General features: G+C 66.4%; 19 protein-coding genes. 11 read left to right on the plus strand and 8 right to left on the minus strand.

Features of this window, described 5'->3' with window-relative positions:
• Positions 1–14: 14 nt before the first annotated feature.
• On the minus strand, positions 15–1,598 hold the full coding sequence (locus AUP43_RS17850) for a gamma-glutamyltransferase (RefSeq protein WP_084462904.1): 1,584 nt from the start codon (positions 1,596–1,598) through the stop codon (positions 15–17).
• A 99-nt stretch (positions 1,599–1,697) separates the two neighbouring features.
• Between AUP43_RS17850 and AUP43_RS17855 the strand changes: the two genes are divergently transcribed.
• From AUP43_RS17855 to aat, 6 genes are all read left to right on the plus strand, one after another.
• The gene (locus tag AUP43_RS17855) at positions 1,698–3,047 is read left to right on the plus strand and encodes a M48 family metalloprotease (RefSeq protein WP_067560223.1); all 1,350 of its coding nucleotides are present in this window, start codon (positions 1,698–1,700) and stop codon (positions 3,045–3,047) included.
• Positions 3,048–3,134: 87 nt separating this feature from the next.
• Entirely contained in the window at positions 3,135–3,920 is a 786-nt protein-coding gene (locus AUP43_RS17860) for a DsbA family protein (RefSeq protein WP_084462905.1), read from the plus strand.
• An 84-nt stretch (positions 3,921–4,004) separates the two neighbouring features.
• A complete protein-coding gene (gene aroQ / locus AUP43_RS17865; protein WP_084462906.1) occupies positions 4,005–4,460 on the plus strand; it encodes a type II 3-dehydroquinate dehydratase in 456 nt (151 codons plus the stop codon).
• Positions 4,461–4,916, plus strand: coding sequence for an acetyl-CoA carboxylase biotin carboxyl carrier protein (accB, locus tag AUP43_RS17870; protein ID WP_067560225.1), 456 nt, complete (start codon positions 4,461–4,463; stop codon positions 4,914–4,916).
• 22 nt (positions 4,917–4,938) lie between these two features.
• Positions 4,939–6,288, plus strand: coding sequence for an acetyl-CoA carboxylase biotin carboxylase subunit (gene accC / locus AUP43_RS17875; RefSeq protein WP_067560226.1), 1,350 nt, complete (start codon positions 4,939–4,941; stop codon positions 6,286–6,288).
• A gap of 21 nt (positions 6,289–6,309) precedes the next feature.
• Positions 6,310–6,960 (plus strand): leucyl/phenylalanyl-tRNA--protein transferase, encoded by a 651-nt coding sequence (gene aat, locus AUP43_RS17880; RefSeq protein ID WP_067560228.1) that lies wholly within the window; start codon positions 6,310–6,312, stop codon positions 6,958–6,960.
• On the opposite strand, the gene AUP43_RS17885 is transcribed toward aat, so the two are convergent.
• The 5 genes from AUP43_RS17885 to AUP43_RS17905 are packed head-to-tail and all read right to left on the minus strand — an operon-like array spanning position 6,921 to position 9,058.
• Positions 6,921–7,301, minus strand: a complete 381-nt coding sequence (locus AUP43_RS17885; protein ID WP_067560229.1) for a DUF2155 domain-containing protein — start codon at positions 7,299–7,301, stop codon at positions 6,921–6,923. The genes aat and AUP43_RS17885 overlap by 40 nt on opposite strands.
• A 30-nt stretch (positions 7,302–7,331) precedes the next feature.
• Complete coding sequence (locus AUP43_RS17890) at positions 7,332–7,709, minus strand: helix-turn-helix domain-containing protein (protein WP_067560230.1); 378 nt, start codon at positions 7,707–7,709, stop codon at positions 7,332–7,334.
• Positions 7,696–8,022 carry a type II toxin-antitoxin system HigB family toxin gene (locus AUP43_RS17895; protein WP_067560232.1) on the minus strand — a complete coding sequence of 109 codons (327 nt, stop codon included), beginning with the start codon at positions 8,020–8,022 and terminating at the stop codon, positions 7,696–7,698. The genes AUP43_RS17890 and AUP43_RS17895 overlap by 14 nt, the downstream gene beginning before the upstream one ends.
• Before the next feature lie 42 nt (positions 8,023–8,064).
• Positions 8,065–8,655 (minus strand): outer membrane lipid asymmetry maintenance protein MlaD, encoded by a 591-nt coding sequence (gene mlaD / locus AUP43_RS17900; protein WP_084462907.1) that lies wholly within the window; start codon positions 8,653–8,655, stop codon positions 8,065–8,067.
• Between the two features lie 31 nt (positions 8,656–8,686).
• A complete protein-coding gene (locus AUP43_RS17905; RefSeq protein ID WP_067560234.1) occupies positions 8,687–9,058 on the minus strand; it encodes an NADH:ubiquinone oxidoreductase subunit NDUFA12 in 372 nt (123 codons plus the stop codon).
• Positions 9,059–9,395: 337 nt separating this feature from the next.
• Here AUP43_RS17905 and AUP43_RS17910 point away from each other — a divergent pair, with 337 nt between their 5' ends.
• The 3 genes from AUP43_RS17910 (at position 9,396) to AUP43_RS17920 (ending at position 14,513) form a co-directional block, all read left to right on the plus strand.
• Positions 9,396–13,115, plus strand: a complete 3,720-nt coding sequence (locus AUP43_RS17910) for a vitamin B12-dependent ribonucleotide reductase (RefSeq protein WP_067560236.1) — start codon at positions 9,396–9,398, stop codon at positions 13,113–13,115.
• 279 nt (positions 13,116–13,394) lie between these two features.
• Positions 13,395–14,015, plus strand: a complete 621-nt coding sequence (locus AUP43_RS17915; protein ID WP_067560238.1) for a DUF2062 domain-containing protein — start codon at positions 13,395–13,397, stop codon at positions 14,013–14,015.
• Positions 14,016–14,045: 30 nt separating this feature from the next.
• Positions 14,046–14,513, plus strand: coding sequence for a RidA family protein (locus AUP43_RS17920; protein WP_067560240.1), 468 nt, complete (start codon positions 14,046–14,048; stop codon positions 14,511–14,513).
• On the opposite strand, the gene AUP43_RS17925 is transcribed toward AUP43_RS17920, so the two are convergent.
• Positions 14,514–15,329 (minus strand): AraC family transcriptional regulator, encoded by an 816-nt coding sequence (locus tag AUP43_RS17925; RefSeq protein ID WP_232315212.1) that lies wholly within the window; start codon positions 15,327–15,329, stop codon positions 14,514–14,516.
• Positions 15,330–15,390: 61 nt separating this feature from the next.
• On the opposite strand from AUP43_RS17925, the gene AUP43_RS17930 reads away from it, so the two are divergent.
• On the plus strand, positions 15,391–16,599 hold the full coding sequence (locus tag AUP43_RS17930) for an MFS transporter (protein ID WP_067560242.1): 1,209 nt from the start codon (positions 15,391–15,393) through the stop codon (positions 16,597–16,599).
• 130 nt (positions 16,600–16,729) lie between these two features.
• On the opposite strand, the gene parA is transcribed toward AUP43_RS17930, so the two are convergent.
• Positions 16,730–17,371 (minus strand): ParA family partition ATPase, encoded by a 642-nt coding sequence (gene parA / locus AUP43_RS17935; protein WP_067560245.1) that lies wholly within the window; start codon positions 17,369–17,371, stop codon positions 16,730–16,732.
• Between the two features lie 113 nt (positions 17,372–17,484).
• Here parA and AUP43_RS17940 point away from each other — a divergent pair, with 113 nt between their 5' ends.
• Entirely contained in the window at positions 17,485–18,447 is a 963-nt protein-coding gene (locus AUP43_RS17940) for an L-threonylcarbamoyladenylate synthase (RefSeq protein ID WP_067560248.1), read from the plus strand.
• The last annotated feature ends 32 nt before the right edge of the window (positions 18,448–18,479 follow it).

The following is an 18,479-nucleotide window of genomic DNA, read 5'->3' on the forward strand; positions in this document are numbered from 1 at the left end:
TTTCGGGGGTAAAATCAGTCGCCGCTGACGGCAAGGCCATTGCCGCGCGGATCGGGCACCCGCGTGCAGCTATAATCATTGGGCAGGCCGACCGGGCAATGCACCGCCTGGACACGGCCGAAATGGCGGCCCTGATCGACGCTGTAGCCGCGTCGGGTCAGGCTCTGCGTCACCGCCTCGGGCATGCCGGGCTCGACCCAGACCGCATCGGGCGCGCCGCCGACATGCTGGCGCGGACGGGATATCGCCTGGGCGACATCCATGCCGTCCAGCACGTCCAGCGTGCCGCGCAGAATCGCCAGGCTGGCCGGGAAGCCGCCGCTGCCGGCGGCGAGGTAATAGCCGTTCCGGCTGTTCTCATTGAACATCACGATGCCGTGGCCGACCGGCGCGGAGCGGCCCGGCGGGGCCGGCGGCGGGGCCACCAGGAAGCCCAGGCCCGGCGCCTTGCGCAGCGTGCCGAACGGCGCGTTCATGGTGAAGGCGCAGGAGACGAGCTGCCCGGCCGAATCGTAGGCCAGGATGCTGGCCGCCCCCGGCCCGCCTTCCGCCGGGGCGGAGAGCGGCGGCGTGCCCGCCGGCTGATGACGAGCCGGATCGTAGCCGGCCATGGCAGAGCGCGCCTCCGCCAGCGTCAGCGCGCGAACGGTGCCGCTATCGCGGATCAGGGCGGCGATCGCGGCATGCGCGCGCATCGAGGCCTCGGCCAGCAGATGCGGCTGTTCCTCCGCGCTGGCGGACTCGTAGGCGCGCACCTCGGTCAGCATGCGCCACACCGTTTCTGCATAGGCGGCGGAGACGGTATCGGTGCTGGCCATCACCAGCGTGTTGTTGCCGGCCTTCAGCCCCGGGCTGGGCCGCCAGGTCGGCACATAGTCCCGCAGCGCCTCATAGGGCAGTGCGCCGCCGCTGGCCTCGATCATGCGCGAGAGGTCGCGCGCCATCTGGCCGTTATACAGATCGCCGATGCCGACGCTGCGCAGCCGCCCCAGCGTCGCCGCCAGGTCGAACTGGGTGAGCATGTCCCGCTCCACCGCCAGCCGGCCGTTCGGAGCGAACATCTCGCGCGTATCGGGAATCTGCGGCAGCACGCGGCTGGCGAAGGCGATGTCGTTGGCCAGCTTGCGGCTAACCGGCTCGCCAAAGCGCGCCAGCCGCTCGGCCGGGATCATCAGATTGGTGAAGGGAGTAACGCCATAGCGCGCATGCAGCGCGTACAGCCCGCGCGGGGCGGCCGGAATGGCCACCGCATTCGGCGCCGAGGACGCGGCCAGGGCGGGAAATTCGATGATCTCCCCGGTCCGCTTGTCGCGATCATACACCGCGCAGGAACCGCCGCCGCCCAACCCGACCGAGGAAGGCAGCGTTACCGCCATGGCGAAATACCCCGCCACCACCGCATCCACGGCCGAACCGCCGCCGGCCAGAACCTCGCGGGCGATCAGCGCCGAGCGGGGCTCCTCCGACACCGCGCCGCCGATGAAATCGGGGTTCACCCGCCGCGCGCCAGTCTCCGGATTGCCGCAGGCCGCCAGCATCGCAAGCAAGGGCACCAGGGCCGCGACTTTCGGGTAAAGTCTCGCGGTCGCAGGGAACATCACGCTCGGAACCTTTCGTTGACGGGAACGGGCTGGCCGCCTACTTAGCGGAAGGTAGGGGCCGTTGCAGAGACGAATGCGGGCCGGGAGAAATCTTACGTGTCTAACATAGCTCGTGGCCTGATCGCCTTGATCGCTTCGTTGGGCGTGGCGCTTACGCCGATGCGCGCCGATGCCGCGGGCATGAGCCTGATCCGCGACAGCGAAATCGAAAATACCATCCGCGACTATGCGACGCCACTGTTCGCCGCCGCCGGCCTCTCGCCCGGCGCGATCCGGATTTATATCGTCAATAACGACGACATCAATGCCTTCGTGGCCGGCGGAATGAATCTGTTCCTGAATACCGGCCTGCTGGTGCGCTCGGAAAGCGCCAATGAGGTGATGGGCGTCATCGCGCACGAAACCGGCCATATCGCCGGCGGGCATCTGGCGCGGCTGCAGGAGCAGCTGCGCAGCGCCTCCATCGCGCAGATTCTGGCGATGGTGCTGGGCGGCGTGGCGGCGGCGGCTTCCGGCGAGGGCGGGGCCGCGGCCGTGCTGGGCGCGGGCGGCACCGAGATGGTGCGCCGGTCGCTGCTGAATTACAGCCGCACGCAGGAGCAGGCGGCCGACCAAGCCGGCACGAAATATCTCGATTCGATTGGCCAATCCTCGCGCGGCATGCTGCAAATCCTGGACAAGCTCAGCGGCCAGGAAATGCTGCTGACGGCCCGCCAGTCGCCCTATGTGCGCAGCCACCCGCTGACCAGCGAGCGTCTGGCCTTCGTGCGCAACCATCTGGCCACTTCCCCTTATGCCGACGCGCCGCTGCCGCCCGGCTTCGCGATGCGCCACAAGCGCATGGTGGCGAAGCTGCACGGCTTCATGCAGCAGCCCGGCCGCACGCTGATGATCTACCCGGAGAGCGACACCAGCCTGCCGGCGCGCTATGCGCGGGCCATCGCCTACTACCGCACGCCGGACCTGCCGCGCGCGCTGACCGCGATCAATGCGCTGATCGCGGAAAATCCGGACGATCCCTACTTCAACGAGCTTAAGGGCCAGATGCTCTATGAGAATGGCCGCGCGCGCGAGGCCTCGGAAGCCTATGGCCGGGCGGTCAAGCTGAACCCGAACGCCCCGCTCACCCGTGTCGGCCATGCCGAGACCCTGCTGGCGCTGAACCAGGAGCCGCTGACCCGCCAGGCGCTGGCCGAGTTGCAGGAGGCGATGCGCCAGGAGCCGGAATTCAGCCGGGGCTGGCGCCAGCTCGCCATCGCCCATGGCCGGTTGGGCGAGATCGGTCTGGCCGGCCTGGCGCTGGCGGAGGAAGCGCTGCTGCTGGGCCGCAAGACCGACGCCCGCCACCAATCCCAGCGCGCCCAGGCGCTGCTGCCCGTCGGCTCCCCCGGCTGGCTGCGCGCCCAGGATATCGAGAACGCCGCGCGCAAGACCGACGATGACTAAGCCTGCGGATATGGACAGGGGAAGTTCGAGCCCGCATATTCCAGCTTCCTCCCGCCGCACCGGCGGTCCGCCACAAAGGATTTGCCGATGCGCCGTCTCGCTTTCTGCCTGTTCCTGCTGAGCCTGGGCCTGTCGCCAGCGCTGGCGCCCGCGCTGGCGCAACAGACGCCGCCCGCCGCCACTCCCGCAACCGAGCCCGCCCCGGTTTTCGATCCGGCGCAGAAGCAAGCCATTGAGCAGATCATGCGCGACTATCTGCTGGCCAATCCGGAAATCCTGCGCGAGGTCGCCACGGCGCTGAACGCCCGCGAGCAGGCCGCCGCCGAAGATCGCCGCCAATCCACCATGGAAGCGCTGCGTCCGGCCCTGGAACGCCAGGCCGGCGACCCGGTGATGGGCAATCCCGACGGCGCGCTGACCATCGTGGAGTTCTTCGATTATCAATGCGGCTACTGCAAGACCGTGAAGCCGACGCTGGCGAAAATCCTGGCGCAAAACCCGGATATCCGGGTGGTGATGAAGGAATTCCCGATCCTGGGCGATCCCTCCGTTATCGCCGCCCGCGCAGCGCTCGCATCCCAGGCGCAAGGCAAGTACGGCGTTCTGCACGAGAAGCTGATGGGCCATCGCGGCCGGCTGAACGAGGAGACGATCTTCAAGATCGCGGGCGATGCCGGCCTGGATATCGAGAAGCTGAAAGCCGACATGCAGGCCCCGGCGGTGGAAGAGGCGATCCGCCGCAACTACCAACTGGCCGAGCAGCTTGAGATCAGCGGCACCCCGGCTTTCGTCATCGGCGACAACCTCGCCCCCGGTGCGATCAACGAGGAGCAATTCCGCAAGCTGATCGACGAGGCCCGCGCGAAGCTGTAGCCCGCACATGCCCGCCGTTGCCTCTGGCGGCAGGCATGCTATAAACGCCCTGCATTCCGAAACCAGTCGAGAGCTGCGTCGCGCGTGACCGAGAGTCCCGAAATCTTGATCCTGAACGGACCGAACCTCAATATGTTGGGGGTGCGGGAGCCGGCCATCTATGGCTCCGAGACGTTGGGCGACATTGAGGATTCGTGCCGGGCGGCCGCGCCGGAATTCGGGCTGGCGGTCGATTTCCGCCAGTCGAACCATGAGGGCGAGTTGGTTTCCTGGATTCACGAGGCGCGGGACAGCGCCGACGGAATCATCATCAATGCCGGGGCCTACACCCACACCTCGGTGGCGATCCTGGATGCGCTGACGCTGGCGGAACTGCCGGTGATCGAGGTGCATCTGTCGAATATCTACAAGCGCGAGAGCTTCCGGCACCATTCCTACATCTCGCCGATCGCGGCAGGGGTTATCTGCGGCTTCGGCGGTCAGGGCTATGTGCTGGCGCTGGAGGCGATGGCGCGTCTCATCGGCCAAACGGACGAGTAAATGTCGAACGAGCAACACAAGATCGATGCAGCGATGATCCGCGAGATGGCGGCGCTGCTGAACGAAACCGGCCTCGGCGAGATCGAGTACGAGACCGACGATATGCGCATCCGCGTGGCGAAACCCGCCCCGGCCGCCGTGCACAGCATCGCCGCCCCCGCGGCCGCGCCTGCACCGGCCGCCGCGCCAGGCGCCCCCGCGGCGGCCCCGGCGGTGGACCATCCGGGCGCCGTGCCCTCGCCGATGGTCGGCACCGCCTATCTGACGCCGGAGCCGGGGGCCGAGCCTTTCGTGACCAATGGCGCCAGCGTCCGCAAGGGCCAGACCATCGCCATCGTGGAAGCGATGAAGGTCATGAACCCGATTCCCGCCCCGCGCGACGGCACCGTCACCCGCATCCTCATCGAAAACGGCCAGCCGGTCGAATTCGGCGAGCCGATGATGGTGATCGAGTAGCCGGCGGGACCAGCGGATCGCAATGTTCGAAAAAATCCTGATCGCCAATCGCGGCGAAATCGCGCTGCGCATCCACCGCGCCTGCCGCGAGATGGGCATCCAGACCGTCGCCATCCATTCGACGGCGGACGCCAACGCCATGCATGTACGCCTGGCCGACGAGAGCGTTTGCATCGGCCCGCCCCCGCCCGGCCAGAGCTATCTGAATATCCCGGCCATTATCTCGGCGGCGACCATCACCGGGGCGGACGCGATCCATCCCGGCGTCGGCTTCCTGTCGGAAAACGCTGGCTTCGCGGAGATCGTCGAGGCGCATGGCTTCGCCTTCATCGGCCCGTCGCCCGATCATATCCGCATGATGGGCGACAAGATCACCGCCAAGCGCGCGATGATCGATGCCGGCGTGCCCTGCGTGCCCGGCTCCGACGGGGCGATCACCAGCGAGGAACAGGCCCGCGCCCTGTCCGACAAGATCGGCTATCCCGTGCTGGTCAAGGCGACCGGCGGCGGCGGCGGGCGCGGCATGAAGGTCGCGCGCTCGGCCGACCAGCTCGCCGAGGCGCTACATCTCGCCAAGTCGGAAGCCAAGGCTGCCTTCGGCAATGACGAGGTCTATATCGAGAAGTATCTCGATAAGCCGCGCCATATCGAGGTGCAGGTGCTGGCCGATAATCACGGCAATGCGGTGCATCTGGGCGAGCGCGACTGCTCGCTGCAGCGCCGCCACCAGAAGGTGCTGGAGGAGGCCCCCTCCCCCGCCCTGAACGCGGCCGAGCGCGAGAAGCTGGGTGCCGTGGTGGTGAAGGCCATCGAGACGCTGGGTTATCGCAGCGTCGGCACGCTGGAATTCCTGTACGAAAACGGGGAATTCTACTTCATCGAGATGAATACCCGCCTGCAGGTCGAACACCCGATCACCGAGATGATCACCGGCATCGATTTGGTGCGCGAGCAGATTCGCGTCGCCTCCGGCGCGAAGCTGGGCTTCGACCAGAGCCACATCAAATTCTATGGCCACGCCATCGAATGCCGGGTGAATGCCGAGGATCCGCTAACCTTCCAGCCCTCGCCGGGCAAGGTGACGGATTACCATGCCCCCGGCGGCTTGGGCGTGCGGGTTGATTCGGCGCTGTATAGCGGCTATTCGATCCCGCCCTATTACGATTCGCTGGTCTCCAAGCTGGTGGTGCATGGCCGCAACCGGGCGGAATGCCTGATGCGGTTGCGCCGGACGCTGGAGGAATATGTAATCGGCGGCGTCAAGACGACCATCCCGCTGCACCGCAGGCTGCTGGCCGAGAAGGCCTTCATCGACGGCGATTACGACATCCATTGGCTGGAACGCTGGATGGATGGCGGCAAGCGGGACTGAGCGACAGGCGATGACCGCCGCATGATCCACCTGACTCCGGAGCTGATCCTGCAGGCCTACGCCATCGGCGTGTTTCCGATGGCCGAATCCCGGGACGATCCGGAGCTGTTCTTCATCGACCCGAAGAATCGCGGCGTGCTGCCGCTGGACCGCTTCCATGTGCCGCGCAGCCTGCTGAAGACGATCCGCAAGGGCCAGTTCGAGCTGCGCTGCAACACCGATTTTCGCGGCGTGCTGGCGGGTTGCGCGGAATCGACCGATGGCCGGCGCGATACCTGGATCAATGACGAGATCATCCGGCTGTTCCTGGAATTCCACCGCATGGGCCTGGCCCATTCGGTGGAAACCTGGCAGGAGGACCGGCTGGTCGGCGGGCTGTACGGCCTCGCCCTGGGCAGCGCGTTCTTCGGGGAGAGCATGTTCAGCCGCGCGACCGACGCCTCGAAGCTGGCGCTGGTCGATCTGGTGGTGCGGTTAAGGATGGGCGGCTTCACCTTGCTGGACACGCAATTCGTCACCAGCCACCTGACCCGCTTCGGGACCATCGAGATTCCGCGCGACCTCTACAAGCAGCAGCTGGCCGAGGCGATCATCCGGCCGGCGGATTTCCCCACCGGCTCGATGCGCGCGCACTACCCCGCCTTCTTGCAGTCGATCACCCAGACATCATAGACCGCGTGATGCAGCGGGTTCAGCGCCGGGCTGGACGCGAACATCCAGCCGCTGAACAGCGTCTGCGCCTGTTCGCCCGGTTTCTGGTCGTAGATTTCCAGGAAGGCGGCGCTCTCCGGCGTTTCCTCCGGCGGCCGCTTCTTGCAGGTTCGGGTGACGATGTGCAGCGAACCGAAGCTGACATCCTCCCCCACCGGAGCCTCGAAGGTCGACACCCGCGCCGTCACCTTGTCCAGCCCCTGCAGCACCGCGACGGGGAAGTCGTTATAGCGCGGCTGCGTCTGCGCCGAGGCGGCGGAGACAAGGCAGAGGAACAGGGGGGCGAAAGCCAGCCGCTTCATGGGGGAACATCCGAACGGTGATAGGAAAAATCAGGCTGCCTTGGAAGGGGCGATGGGCTTGACGAGAATTTCCAGCGGAATTGCCAGTTCCTCATGCAAGCGCCGGATCATGGCGAGAGAAAGGCCCCGACGCCCCGCCATCAGATCGGAGACCCGCTGCCGAGACCCTAGAATAGGCTCCAGCGCCTTACGGCCGAGCCCCTGCTGTTCCAACCGGAACAGGATCGCGGAAACCGGGTCCGGCAGATCGATCGGAAAATGCGCCTGCTCATAGGCCTCGACTAGCGTCGCTAGCACATCAAGCCGGTCGCCCTCCGCGCTGCCGGCCGGCGCGCCCCAGAGAGTCTCAATCTCGGCCAGGAATGCGGCATGATCCGCCGATGTCCTGATCGGCCTAATCCGATCCATGCTCCACCTTTTTCACATCGAGCCGGTCATAATCGCCATGGCTGCCGATCCATTTAATCCAGACGATGGATCGTTCGTAATCGATGGCCGCCACCAGCCGATAATCATTGCCCTTGATGTTGAAGACCACACGGTCCGCCGACACGATGCTGGCATGGGCGTAAACGCGCTTTATGTCCGCGCTGTTCCGCCATGTGGCCTGCTTCGCCTCGGCGAACCAAGCCTCCAGCGCCGCCTTCACGGCCGCATGATCGCGCTGCCCGAGGCGCGAATCGCTGAAAGCGCGAAGCGTGCTACGAGCAATGATTCGCATGGCTTAAAATATCATGTACCCAAAACGGGTACAAGCCGCCGCTTACTGCGACAGCGGACCCTTGGGCGCATCGCCGCCCGAGGAAGGTGCGGGGGAAGGCGCCGGGGCCAGCGGCGCTGCGGGTGCCGCGCCACCTTGCGGCGACGGGCTGCTCTCGCCGCCCTGGCCGCCACCCTGGCCCCCACCTTGGCCCGTGCTGGCGCTGAACACGAAGCGGCCGAGCAGATCGAGCACATCGACGGAGGATTGGGTGTAGATGATGCGGCCGCCGGCCTCGATCATCTCCTCCTCGCCGCCCGGCAGGAGCTGCAGATAGCTGCCGCCCAGCAGGCTTTCGCTGGCGATCTTGGCGATGGTGTCGCGCGGCAGCTTCACGGAGGGGTCGATGCTCAGCGTCATCTCGGCCAGATAGGTTTCCGGATTCAGCCGCTGGCCGACGATGGTGCCGACCTTGATGCCGCTGATGCGCACATCGCCGCCGGTATTGATGCCGCCCGCCTGGTCAAAATTGGCGGTGACGGTATAGCCGCTGACCGCGCGCAGATCGGCGGCCGAGAAGGCGAACAGCAGGAACATGCCGGCCACCAGCAGCACGACGCCGCCCATGACGGTTTCGATCAGGCTGCGATTCATCGAAACTCTCCCGCTGCGTCCGCGATCCGGCTCACTCCGGACGCCAGGCCTGGTAGTCGCCGGTCGCCCGGTCGCGCTTGCCGCCCTTCAGCACATGGCCGGGCGGGCGGTAGGCCAGTTCGGTCCCGGTCAGGTTTGGCTGGTGCTCCTTCTGCCAGGGCTGGGCCCGCAGGTCGGCTTCGCCCGGCAGATCCTTAATGGTGTGATGCAGCCAGGCATGCCAGGCCGGCGGCACCTTCGAGGCCTCCGGCTCGCCCTTATAGACCACCCAGCGCTTCTCGCGCTGCCCGGCGGCCTTATCCGAGGCGCGCTTCTTCGCCACGTAATAGAGATTACCGAACTGGTCTTCGCCGACCTTCTCGCCATTCAGCCAGGTAAAAAAGCGCGTGCCGATATCGGCCATGATGCTGGGTCCGTCGCTAAGCCAAAAACGAAGCCGGGAATATTGCACCCTGAGGCGCATCCGTCCAGTGCGGCGCGGCAGGGCGGCCGGGTTTCCGCAGATGACAAACCAGTCAATGTGTTAAAAAACTGTCAACCCACAAAATGATGTTGAATGCGCCACGGCTTGTGGCACACTTGCTTTCCGCCGCTAGATATAGGGTCACGAACCCCACCGGCGACGACTTCTCACACCAGGGGCGGGCTGACGGCCCCCTCAAACCGACATAGCGCCACGGGCGCGCACTTCCAACGGCACGGATGGAAGCGATGGCGCCCAAGGCACCCGAGGGGGATTTATGAAGATCGAACGCCGTTTCACGAAAGCCGGTCAGGACGCCTATGCGGCGCTGAGCTTCCGCACCACCACCAGCGAGATTCGCAATCCGGACGGCTCGGTGGTGTTCCAGTTGAAGGATATCGAGGTGCCGGCTGGCTGGTCCCAGGTGGCCTGCGATATCCTGGCGCAGAAATATTTCCGCAAGGCCGGCATCCCCACCATCCTGACGGCGGTGGAGGAGAATTCCGTTCCCTCCTGGCTGTGGCGCAAGAAAGCCGACGACAAGAAGCTGGCGAAGCTGGAGGCGGAGGCCCGCACCACGCACGAGGCCAGCGCCAAGCAGGTGTTCGACCGGCTGGCCGGCACCTGGACCTATTGGGGCTGGAAGGGCGGCTATTTCGACGCCGAAGAGGATGCCCGCGCCTATTTCGACGAGATGCGCTTCATGCTGGCCGCCCAGATGGCGGCGCCCAACTCGCCGCAATGGTTCAATACCGGCCTGCACTGGGCCTATGGCATCGACGGCCCGGCGCAGGGCCATCACTATGTCGACTTCAAGACCGGCAAGCTGGTGAAGTCGAACTCCGCCTATGAGCATCCGCAGCCGCATGCCTGTTTCATCCAGTCCGTCGCCGACGATCTGGTGAATGAGGGCGGCATCATGGACCTGTGGGTGCGCGAGGCGCGGCTGTTCAAATATGGCAGCGGCACCGGCACCAACTTCTCCAAGCTGCGCGGCGAGGGCGAGAAGCTGTCGGGCGGCGGCAAATCCTCCGGCCTGATGAGCTTTCTTAAGATCGGCGACCGCGCGGCGGGCGCCATCAAGTCGGGCGGCACGACCCGCCGCGCCGCCAAGATGGTGACCGTCGATATCGATCATCCCGACATCGAGAAATATATCGACTGGAAGGTGATCGAGGAGCAGAAGGTGGCCGCCCTGGTCACCGGCTCCAAGGTGAACCAGAAGCATCTGACGGCGGTCATGAAGGCCTGCCATGAGGGCGATACCGACGCCCGGTTCGACCCGAAGCAGAACCGCGCCCTGAAGCGCGCCATCTTCGAGGCGCGCAGCGCCCTGGTGCCGGAAAACTACATCCAGCGCACCATCCAGTTCGCGCAGCAGGGCTTCACCGAGATGGAGTTCCGCACCTACGACACCGATTGGGATTCGGACGCCTACCTGACCGTCTCCGGCCAGAATTCGAACAATTCCGTGCGCCTGACCAACGACTTCCTGAAGGCGGTCGAGCAGAATGGCGACTGGAACCTGATCCGCCGGATCGACGGCAAGGTGCACAAGACCGTGCGCGCCAAGGAGCTGATGGAGCGCGTCTCCTACGCCGCCTGGGCCTGCGCCGATCCCGGGGTGCAGTACGACACCACCATCAACGAATGGCACACCTGCCCGGCCAGCGGCCGCATCAACGCCTCGAACCCGTGCTCGGAATACATGTTCCTGGACGACACGGCCTGTAATCTGGCGTCGATGAACCTGATGACCTTCCGCAAGGAAGACGGCAGCTTCGACATCGCCGGCTACGAGCATGCGGTGCGGCTGTGGACGGTGACGCTGGAAATCTCCGTGCTGATGGCGCAATTCCCGTCGAAGGAGATCGCGCAGCTTTCCTACGAATTCCGCACGCTGGGCCTGGGCTACGCCAATATCGGCGGCCTGCTGATGGCCATGGGCATCGGCTATGACAGCGACGAGGGCCGCGCGCTGTGCGGGGCGCTGACCGCGATCATGACCGGCCGGTCCTACGCCACCTCGGCCGAGATGGCGCAGGAGCTGGGGGCCTTCCCGAGCTACGCGCCGAACCGCGAGCACATGCTGCGCGTCATCCGCAACCATCGCCGGGCGGCCCATAGCGAGGCCGCCGGCTATGAGGGGCTGGAAGTCACGCCGGTGCCGCTGGACGCCGCCAATTGCCCGGAACAGGCGCTGATCCGCGCCGCCCGCCGCGCCTGGGACGACGCCCTGGCGCTGGGCGAGGCGCATGGCTTCCGCAACGCCCAGGCCACGGTGATCGCGCCGACCGGCACGATCGGCCTGGTGATGGATTGCGACACCACCGGCATCGAGCCCGACTTCGCGCTGGTAAAGTTCAAGAAGCTGGCCGGCGGCGGCTATTTCAAGATCATCAACCGCATGGTGCCGGAAGCCCTGAAGACGCTGGGCTATGGCGAAAAAGCCATCGAGGCGATCATCAATTACGCCGTCGGGCACGGCACGCTGAACAGCGCGCCGGGCATCGACCACGCCAAGCTGAAGGCCAAGGGTTTCACCGACGCAGCGCTGGAGAAGCTGGAAGCGGCGCTGACCAGCGCCTTTGACATCAAGTTCGCCTTCAACAAATGGACCTTCGGCGAGGAATTCTGCCAGCAGGCGCTGGGCTTCAACGCCGCGCAGCTGAACGATGTCGGCTTCGACATGCTGGCCTCGCTGGGCTTTTCCAAGGTCGATATCGAGGCGGCGAACACCTATTGCTGCGGGGCCATGACGCTGGAAGGCGCGCCGGGCCTGAAGCCGGAGCATCTGTCGGTGTTCGACTGCGCCAACCCGTGCGGGCGCATCGGCAAGCGATTCCTGTCGGTCGACAGCCATATCCGCATGATGGCGGCCGCCCAGCCCTTCATCTCCGGCGCCATCTCCAAGACCGTGAACATGCCGAACAACGCTACGGTCGAGGAGTGCGCGGCCGCCTACTTCCTGTCCTGGAAGCTGGGCATCAAGGCGAACGCGCTGTATCGCGACGGCTCCAAGCTGTCCCAGCCGCTCTCGGCCGCCCTGCTGGACGCCGAGGATCTGGAGGAGATGGAGGAGCTGCTGGAGCAGCCCGCCGCCGCCCGCGCGCCGCTCATCGCCGAGAAGATCGTCGAGAAGGTGGTGGAGCGCGTCATTTACGAGAAGGCAAAGCGCGACCGCCTGCCCGGCCGCCGCAAGGGCTATACCCAGAAGGCGATGGTCGGCGGCCACAAGGTCTATCTGCGCACCGGCGAGTATGAGGATGGCAAGCTGGGCGAGGTGTTCATCGACATGCACAAGGAAGGCGCTGCCTTCCGCTCGCTGATGAATAATTTCGCCATTGCCATCTCCATCGGCCTGCAATACGGCGTGCCGCTGGACGAGTATGTCGACGCCTTCACCTTCACCCGCTTCGAGCCGTCGGGCATGGTCGAGGGCAACGACACGATCAAGATGGCGACCTCCATCCTGGATTATATCTTCCGGGAGCTGGCGATCAGCTATCTCGGCCGCAACGATTTGGCGCACGCCACCCCGGCCGACCTGATGCCGGACACGGTGGGCCGCGGCACCGGCGACGGCGCGCGCACCGAAGCCGCCAACGAGGCACTGGCCGCCGTGGAGCGGGTCACCAGCCGGGGCTTCGTGCGCAATAATCTGGTGGTGCTGGCCGGCGGCATTCAGGGCCAAAGCCAGGCCAAGGCGAACGGCACCAACGGCTATCACGCCCCGGAAAGTCACGCCCATGACCATCATGCCCACGGGCATGGGCACGATCATGGCGGCCTCGCCACCACCACCACCCGCACCACGGCGGTCGCAGTGACCGAGGAAGTGATGGAAGCGGTGGACGCCAAGTTCGAACGCATCCGCGAGGCGCGGATGAAGGGCTACGAGGGCGATAGCTGCCCGGAATGCGGCAATTTCACCCTGGTGCGCAACGGCACCTGTCTGAAATGCGACACCTGCGGCGGCACCACCGGTTGTTCCTGACCGGCGGCTGACCGCCGCGCCCGACAGAGCCCCTGCAAAGGAAAGCCTCCTCTGTCGTCACTGACGGGGATCGCCAAAACGGCGATCCCCTCTTTTTTGCCTACCGCCCGATAATTCCGCTCGTTTATAAGAAAATTATAAAAATCAATACAAAAGGGTAATTGCACCCGTAGCGTCATCCCCTATCTTGATGAGTAAGGAACGCTGAACGCGTCGCGCACTCGATATTAGGGGAGACGGAACCTGCCGAGCCGCCGCAAGCAGGGTTGGCTGACGAGAATGGCGCGCCTGGCGCGGATGAAGCTCGTCATCCCGATCAAACGCATCAGCCACACCCATCCGCCGGAATATACCGCGCGCGCTGTCGGCGTGGGCCTCGCCTGGGCCTTCACCCCCTTGATCGGCATGCAGATGTTCACCGTGCTGATCACCTGGTGGGTCGCCAAGCGTTTCTTCAATTGGCATTTCAGCCTGATCGTCGCGGCGGCCTGGACCTGGATCACCAATGTCGCGACGCTGATCCCCTCCTACTATCTTTTCTACGTGACCGGTGAGTTGCTGCTCGGCCGTTGGCACACGGTCGCGGCCTATGACAGCTTCGCCAATCAGTACGAATCTGAGACCGCCATCGCGGAAACGTTGTCCTGGTGGGATTCCACCCTGCATTTCATCGATGTGCTGACGAGCTGGGGCCAGTCGATGCTGATCGGCTGCCTGCCTTTCGTCGTGGTGTTCGGCTGGTTCGGGTATAAATGGTCACTGGCTTTCGTGATCCGGCATCGCGCCGCCCGCGCCTCACGCCAAGCCGCCAAGCGCGAATCGGCGCTGGCGAAAAAGGTGAAGGACGGGCTGGAAAGCCGCCCCGGTCGGGATTACGGTCCGCTGCATAGCGAGCGCTGACGCCCGCCCCACAAGAAGAGGAATTCCGCTATGTCCGGACGTATCGAGGCGCGCCTGAAAGAACTCGGCATCGATTTGCCGAACGCCGCCGCGCCTGCCGCCAACTACGTGCCCTATGTGGTCAGCGGCAAGCTGATCTTCGTCTCCGGCCAGATTCCGGTGCTGAATGGCGACATCAAGTTCAAGGGCAAGGTCGGCGTCGATCTGACCGTCGAGCAGGGCCAGGAGTCGGCCCGGCTGTGCGCGCTGAACCTGATCGCCCAGGCCAAGGCGGCCGCCGGCGGCGATCTCGACCGCATCGCGCGCGTGGTGAAGCTGGGCGGCTTCGTCGCCTGCCAGCCGGATTTCGGCGATCAGCCCGAGGTGATCAACGGCGCGTCGAACCTGATGGTCGATGTGTTCGGCGATGCCGGTCGCCATGCCCGCTTCGCGGTCGGCGCCAATGTGCTGCCGCGCAACGTGGCCACCGAGGTGGAAGCCGTCTTCGAACTCGCCTGATCAATCCCGGAAATAGCGGGCCGGGGGCACGCCGAAGGCGCGCCGGAACATGGCGATGAAGGCGCTGACGCTGTCATAGCCCAGATCCAGCGCCACCTGCGTCACCGGCCGGCCTGCCGCCAGCAGCTCCAGCGCGCGCACCAGCCGGGCCTGCTGGCGCCAGGCGGCGAACCCCATGCCGGTCTCCGCCCGGAACAGCCGGCCGAGCGTGCTGACGCTGGCCCCGGCCTGCCGGCCCCAGGCCTCCAGCGGCCGGTTATCCGCCAGATCGTCGAGCAGCGCCGTACAGATGCCGGCCAGCCGCCTGTCGCCCGGCATCGGCAGATGCAGCGGCATGATTGGCAGCACGCGGAGCTGGTCCAGGATCACCCCCATCAGCCGCCCCTCCGGCCCCGCCTCGTCATACAGCGGCGGCACCCGCATGGCGGCCAGCACCAGCTCCCGCAGCAGGCTGGAAACCGTCACCACCCGGCAATCGCCCGGCAGCGTCGGCGCGGCGGCCGGGTCGATATAGAGCGTGCGCATCGCCACGTCGCCGGTCATGCGGATGCGGTGCAGAATGCCGGCCGGCATCCAGAGCGCCCGCTGCGGCGGGATCACCCACAGCCCGCCGCCCTCCTGCGCCACCGAGACCGTCATCACCCCGCGTTCGGCATAGATCAGTTGCGCGCGCTTGTGGATATGCGGCGGGATGCGGTGGCCGTCGGGAAAGTCCAGCGGCAGGGCGACCACCGGGCGCGGTACATCCTCCAGCCCCTCGATAGCGACGGTTGGTTGGTAGGATTGACTGGTTTGCGATATTTCTTGATCCAGCATCGCAAGAGGGTCGCACCGGCCGGGCGTAGAGTCGAGAGACACCTGCCATTGTGAGGGCGTCATGAGCGTGCATCGCGACCGGACCGGCTTCCTGTTCCTGAATATCGGCCATTTCTACGACCATCTCTTCATGCTGTTGTTCCCCACCGCCGTGCTGGCGATGGCCAGCGACCCGGTGTTCGGCGGCTCCTATGCCGATGTCCTGTCGCTGTCGGTCTACGGCTTCGTCGCCTTCGGCGCGGCGTCGATTCCGGCCGGCTGGCTGGGCGACCGCTGGAGCAAGACCGGCATGATGAGCGTGTTCTTCGTCGGCATCGGCGCGGCCTCCATCCTCACCGGCTTCGCGCGTACCCCATTCGAGCTGGCCTGCTGCCTGACGCTGATCGGCCTGTTCGCGGCGATCTACCATCCGGTCGGCATCGCCATGGTCGCCGCCGACGCGGAAAAGCTGGGCAAGGCGCTGGGCATCAATGGCGTATTCGGCAATCTGGGCGTCGCGGCGGCCGGCATCACGGCCGGCGCGCTGGCCGATCTGTGGAGCTGGCGCGCGGTATTCATTGTGCCCGGCCTGATCGCTGTGGCGACCGGCTTCGCCTATATGGTCTTCGCCCGCCGGCAGGCGGCGCTGGGCATCGCCAAGCGGCCGCCGCGCGCGCATATCCCGCTGACCCCCGGCCAGATGAAGCTGATGTTCGCTGTGGTCATCGTGGTGACCCTGTGCGGCGGTATCATCTTCCACGCCACGACTGTCGGCCTGCCGAAGCTGTTCGCGGAACGGACGGGCGGCATCGCCACCTCCACCCTTCAGGTCGGCGCATTGGTCACGGTGGTCTATGTGATCGCCGCCTTCGCGCAGATCGTGGTCGGTCATCTGATCGACAAATACCCGCTGAAGCCGATCTTCGTCGGCACCATCGTGCTGCAGGTGCCGGTCTTCCTGCTGGCCGCCACCGCCGAAGGCGGGGCGATGGTGGCGCTGGGCATCGCCATGATGCTGCTGGTGTTCGGCGCGATCCCGATCAACGACGCCATCGTGGCGCGCTATGGGGCGGCGGAATGGCGCTCGCGCATCTATGCCGCGAAATACGTGCTGTCGCTGGGCGTCAGCGCCGCAGCGGTGCCGCTGATCGCCGGGCTGCACGAGCAGGGCGGCGGTTTCACCACGCTGATGATGGTGCTGGCCGTCTCCTCCGCCGTCATCACGCTGGCCGCCGCCATCCTCCCCACCGGCCGCTCGGAGCAGGCCCCCGCCGCCGCCCCGGCGGAGTAAGGGCCGGGATATCTGGCCCCCGATGCTTCGAGACGCCTGTTGCGCAGCCTCCTCAGCATGAGGGAGCTTGCCAGTCGGGCTAATATGAACAGGGACGAGGCCCCTCTCCCCTGAGGAGGAAGGGCTCTCGTCAGCCCTTGGTCGCCGCCTTCAGCACTTCCTTGGCGAGGGCGGCAAATTCCTTGCCGGCGACGCTGGAGGGGGCGGCCTCGGTGATGCCGCGGCCTTCCAGCAGGGCGGCGGCGAGGGCGACGCGATTGCCAAGCTGGGTCTTGGCGACCTTGGCCCCCAGCTTGCCGATCGCCTGCCCCATCGTGTCGGCCAGATTGGAGCGGGGCGGCACCCGGTTCAGCACCAGCAGCACCGTGCTGTTCTCCTGCTTGGCGAGGTCGAGCGTCGCCTGGGTGGCCCATAGATCCATCGGGCTGGGCTGAATCGGCACCACCACCAGATCAGCCACGCGCACGGCGACGCGCGCCTCGGTCTCGGCATGCGGCGGGCTGTCGATCAGCACCACGTCGAAATCCTTCTTCAGCTTGTCGACCTCCGCCGCCACCCGCCAGCCGGTGATGGCGCGGATATCCGGCGCGGTCGGGGCATCCGGCCGCTCCTTGCGCATGGCCGCCCAGCCGCTGAGGCTGGCCTGCGGGTCGATATCCAGCACGACCACGCAGCGTCCGGCGCTGGCCCAGGCGACGGCGAGATGGGCCGCGAGCGTGGTTTTACCCGCCCCGCCCTTCTGCTGCGCGATGGTGATCACCTTGCCGGCCATAGTCCATGCTCCTTGTTCGGGGCTGCTTCAGTGTTTCATGTTGCACCGCACAGAAGGCGATCACAAGGCAAAGGCTTGACGGTTCGGGCGAAGCGCGCCATCCCTCTGCTCCCATGTCGAATTCAGCCTCCCTGCCGCACCCCGCCACCGACGCCGCCATCGCGGCCGCCGCCGCGCATCTGCGCGCCGGCCGGCTGGTCGCCTTCCCGACCGAGACGGTCTATGGGCTGGGCGGCGACGCGACGGATGACAAGGCGGTCGCCGCGATCTTCGCCGCTAAGGGCCGTCCCAGCTTCAACCCGCTGATCTCGCATTTGCCCGATGCGGCGTCGGCGCGGGCGCTGGCGGTCTTCACCCCGATCGCGGAAAAGCTGGCCGCCGCCTTCTGGCCGGGACCGCTGACATTGGTGTTGAAGCGGCGCGCCGATTGTCCGGTCTCGCATCTGGCCTGCGCCGGGCTGGAGACCATCGCCCTGCGCGTCCCGGCGCATCCGGTGGCGGCAAAGCTGCTGCGCGCCGTCGGCCGCCCGGTGGTCGCCCCCAGCGCCAACCCATCCGGCCGGGTAAGCCCGACCACGGCGCGCCATGTCGCCGACGGGCTGGGCGACCGGCTCGCCCTGGTGCTGGATGGCGGGCCCTGCGCCATCGGCGTGGAATCGACCGTGGTCGACGCCACCGGCGCGCGCGCCGTGCTGCTGCGCCCCGGCGGCGTGACCCTGGAAGTGCTGGAACAGGCGGTGGGAACTGTCATCCTGCCCTCGGAGGACCCGGCCGCTCCTACCTCCCCCGGCCAGCTTGCCAGCCATTACGCCCCGGCCCTGCCGGTGCGGCTGAACGCAACCCATGTCGCCCCCGGCGAGGCGCTGCTGGCGTTCGGTCCGGCCTTGGCGGGCACCGCCGAGACGCTCAATCTCAGCCCTTCCGGCGACCTTCAGGAGGCGGCGGCCAATCTGTTCGCGCTGCTGCGGTCGCTCGACAAGCCGGGGCGGACCGGCATCGCCGTCATGCCGATCCCGGAGACTGGCCTGGGCCGCGCCATCAACGACCGCCTGCGCCGCGCGGCCGCCCCCCGCTGATAGCGGAATGGCCGCCCGATGCTTCGAGACGC

It is taken from the genome of Oceanibaculum pacificum (assembly GCF_001618175.1).
Taxonomy (GTDB): domain Bacteria; phylum Pseudomonadota; class Alphaproteobacteria; order Oceanibaculales; family Oceanibaculaceae; genus Oceanibaculum; species Oceanibaculum pacificum.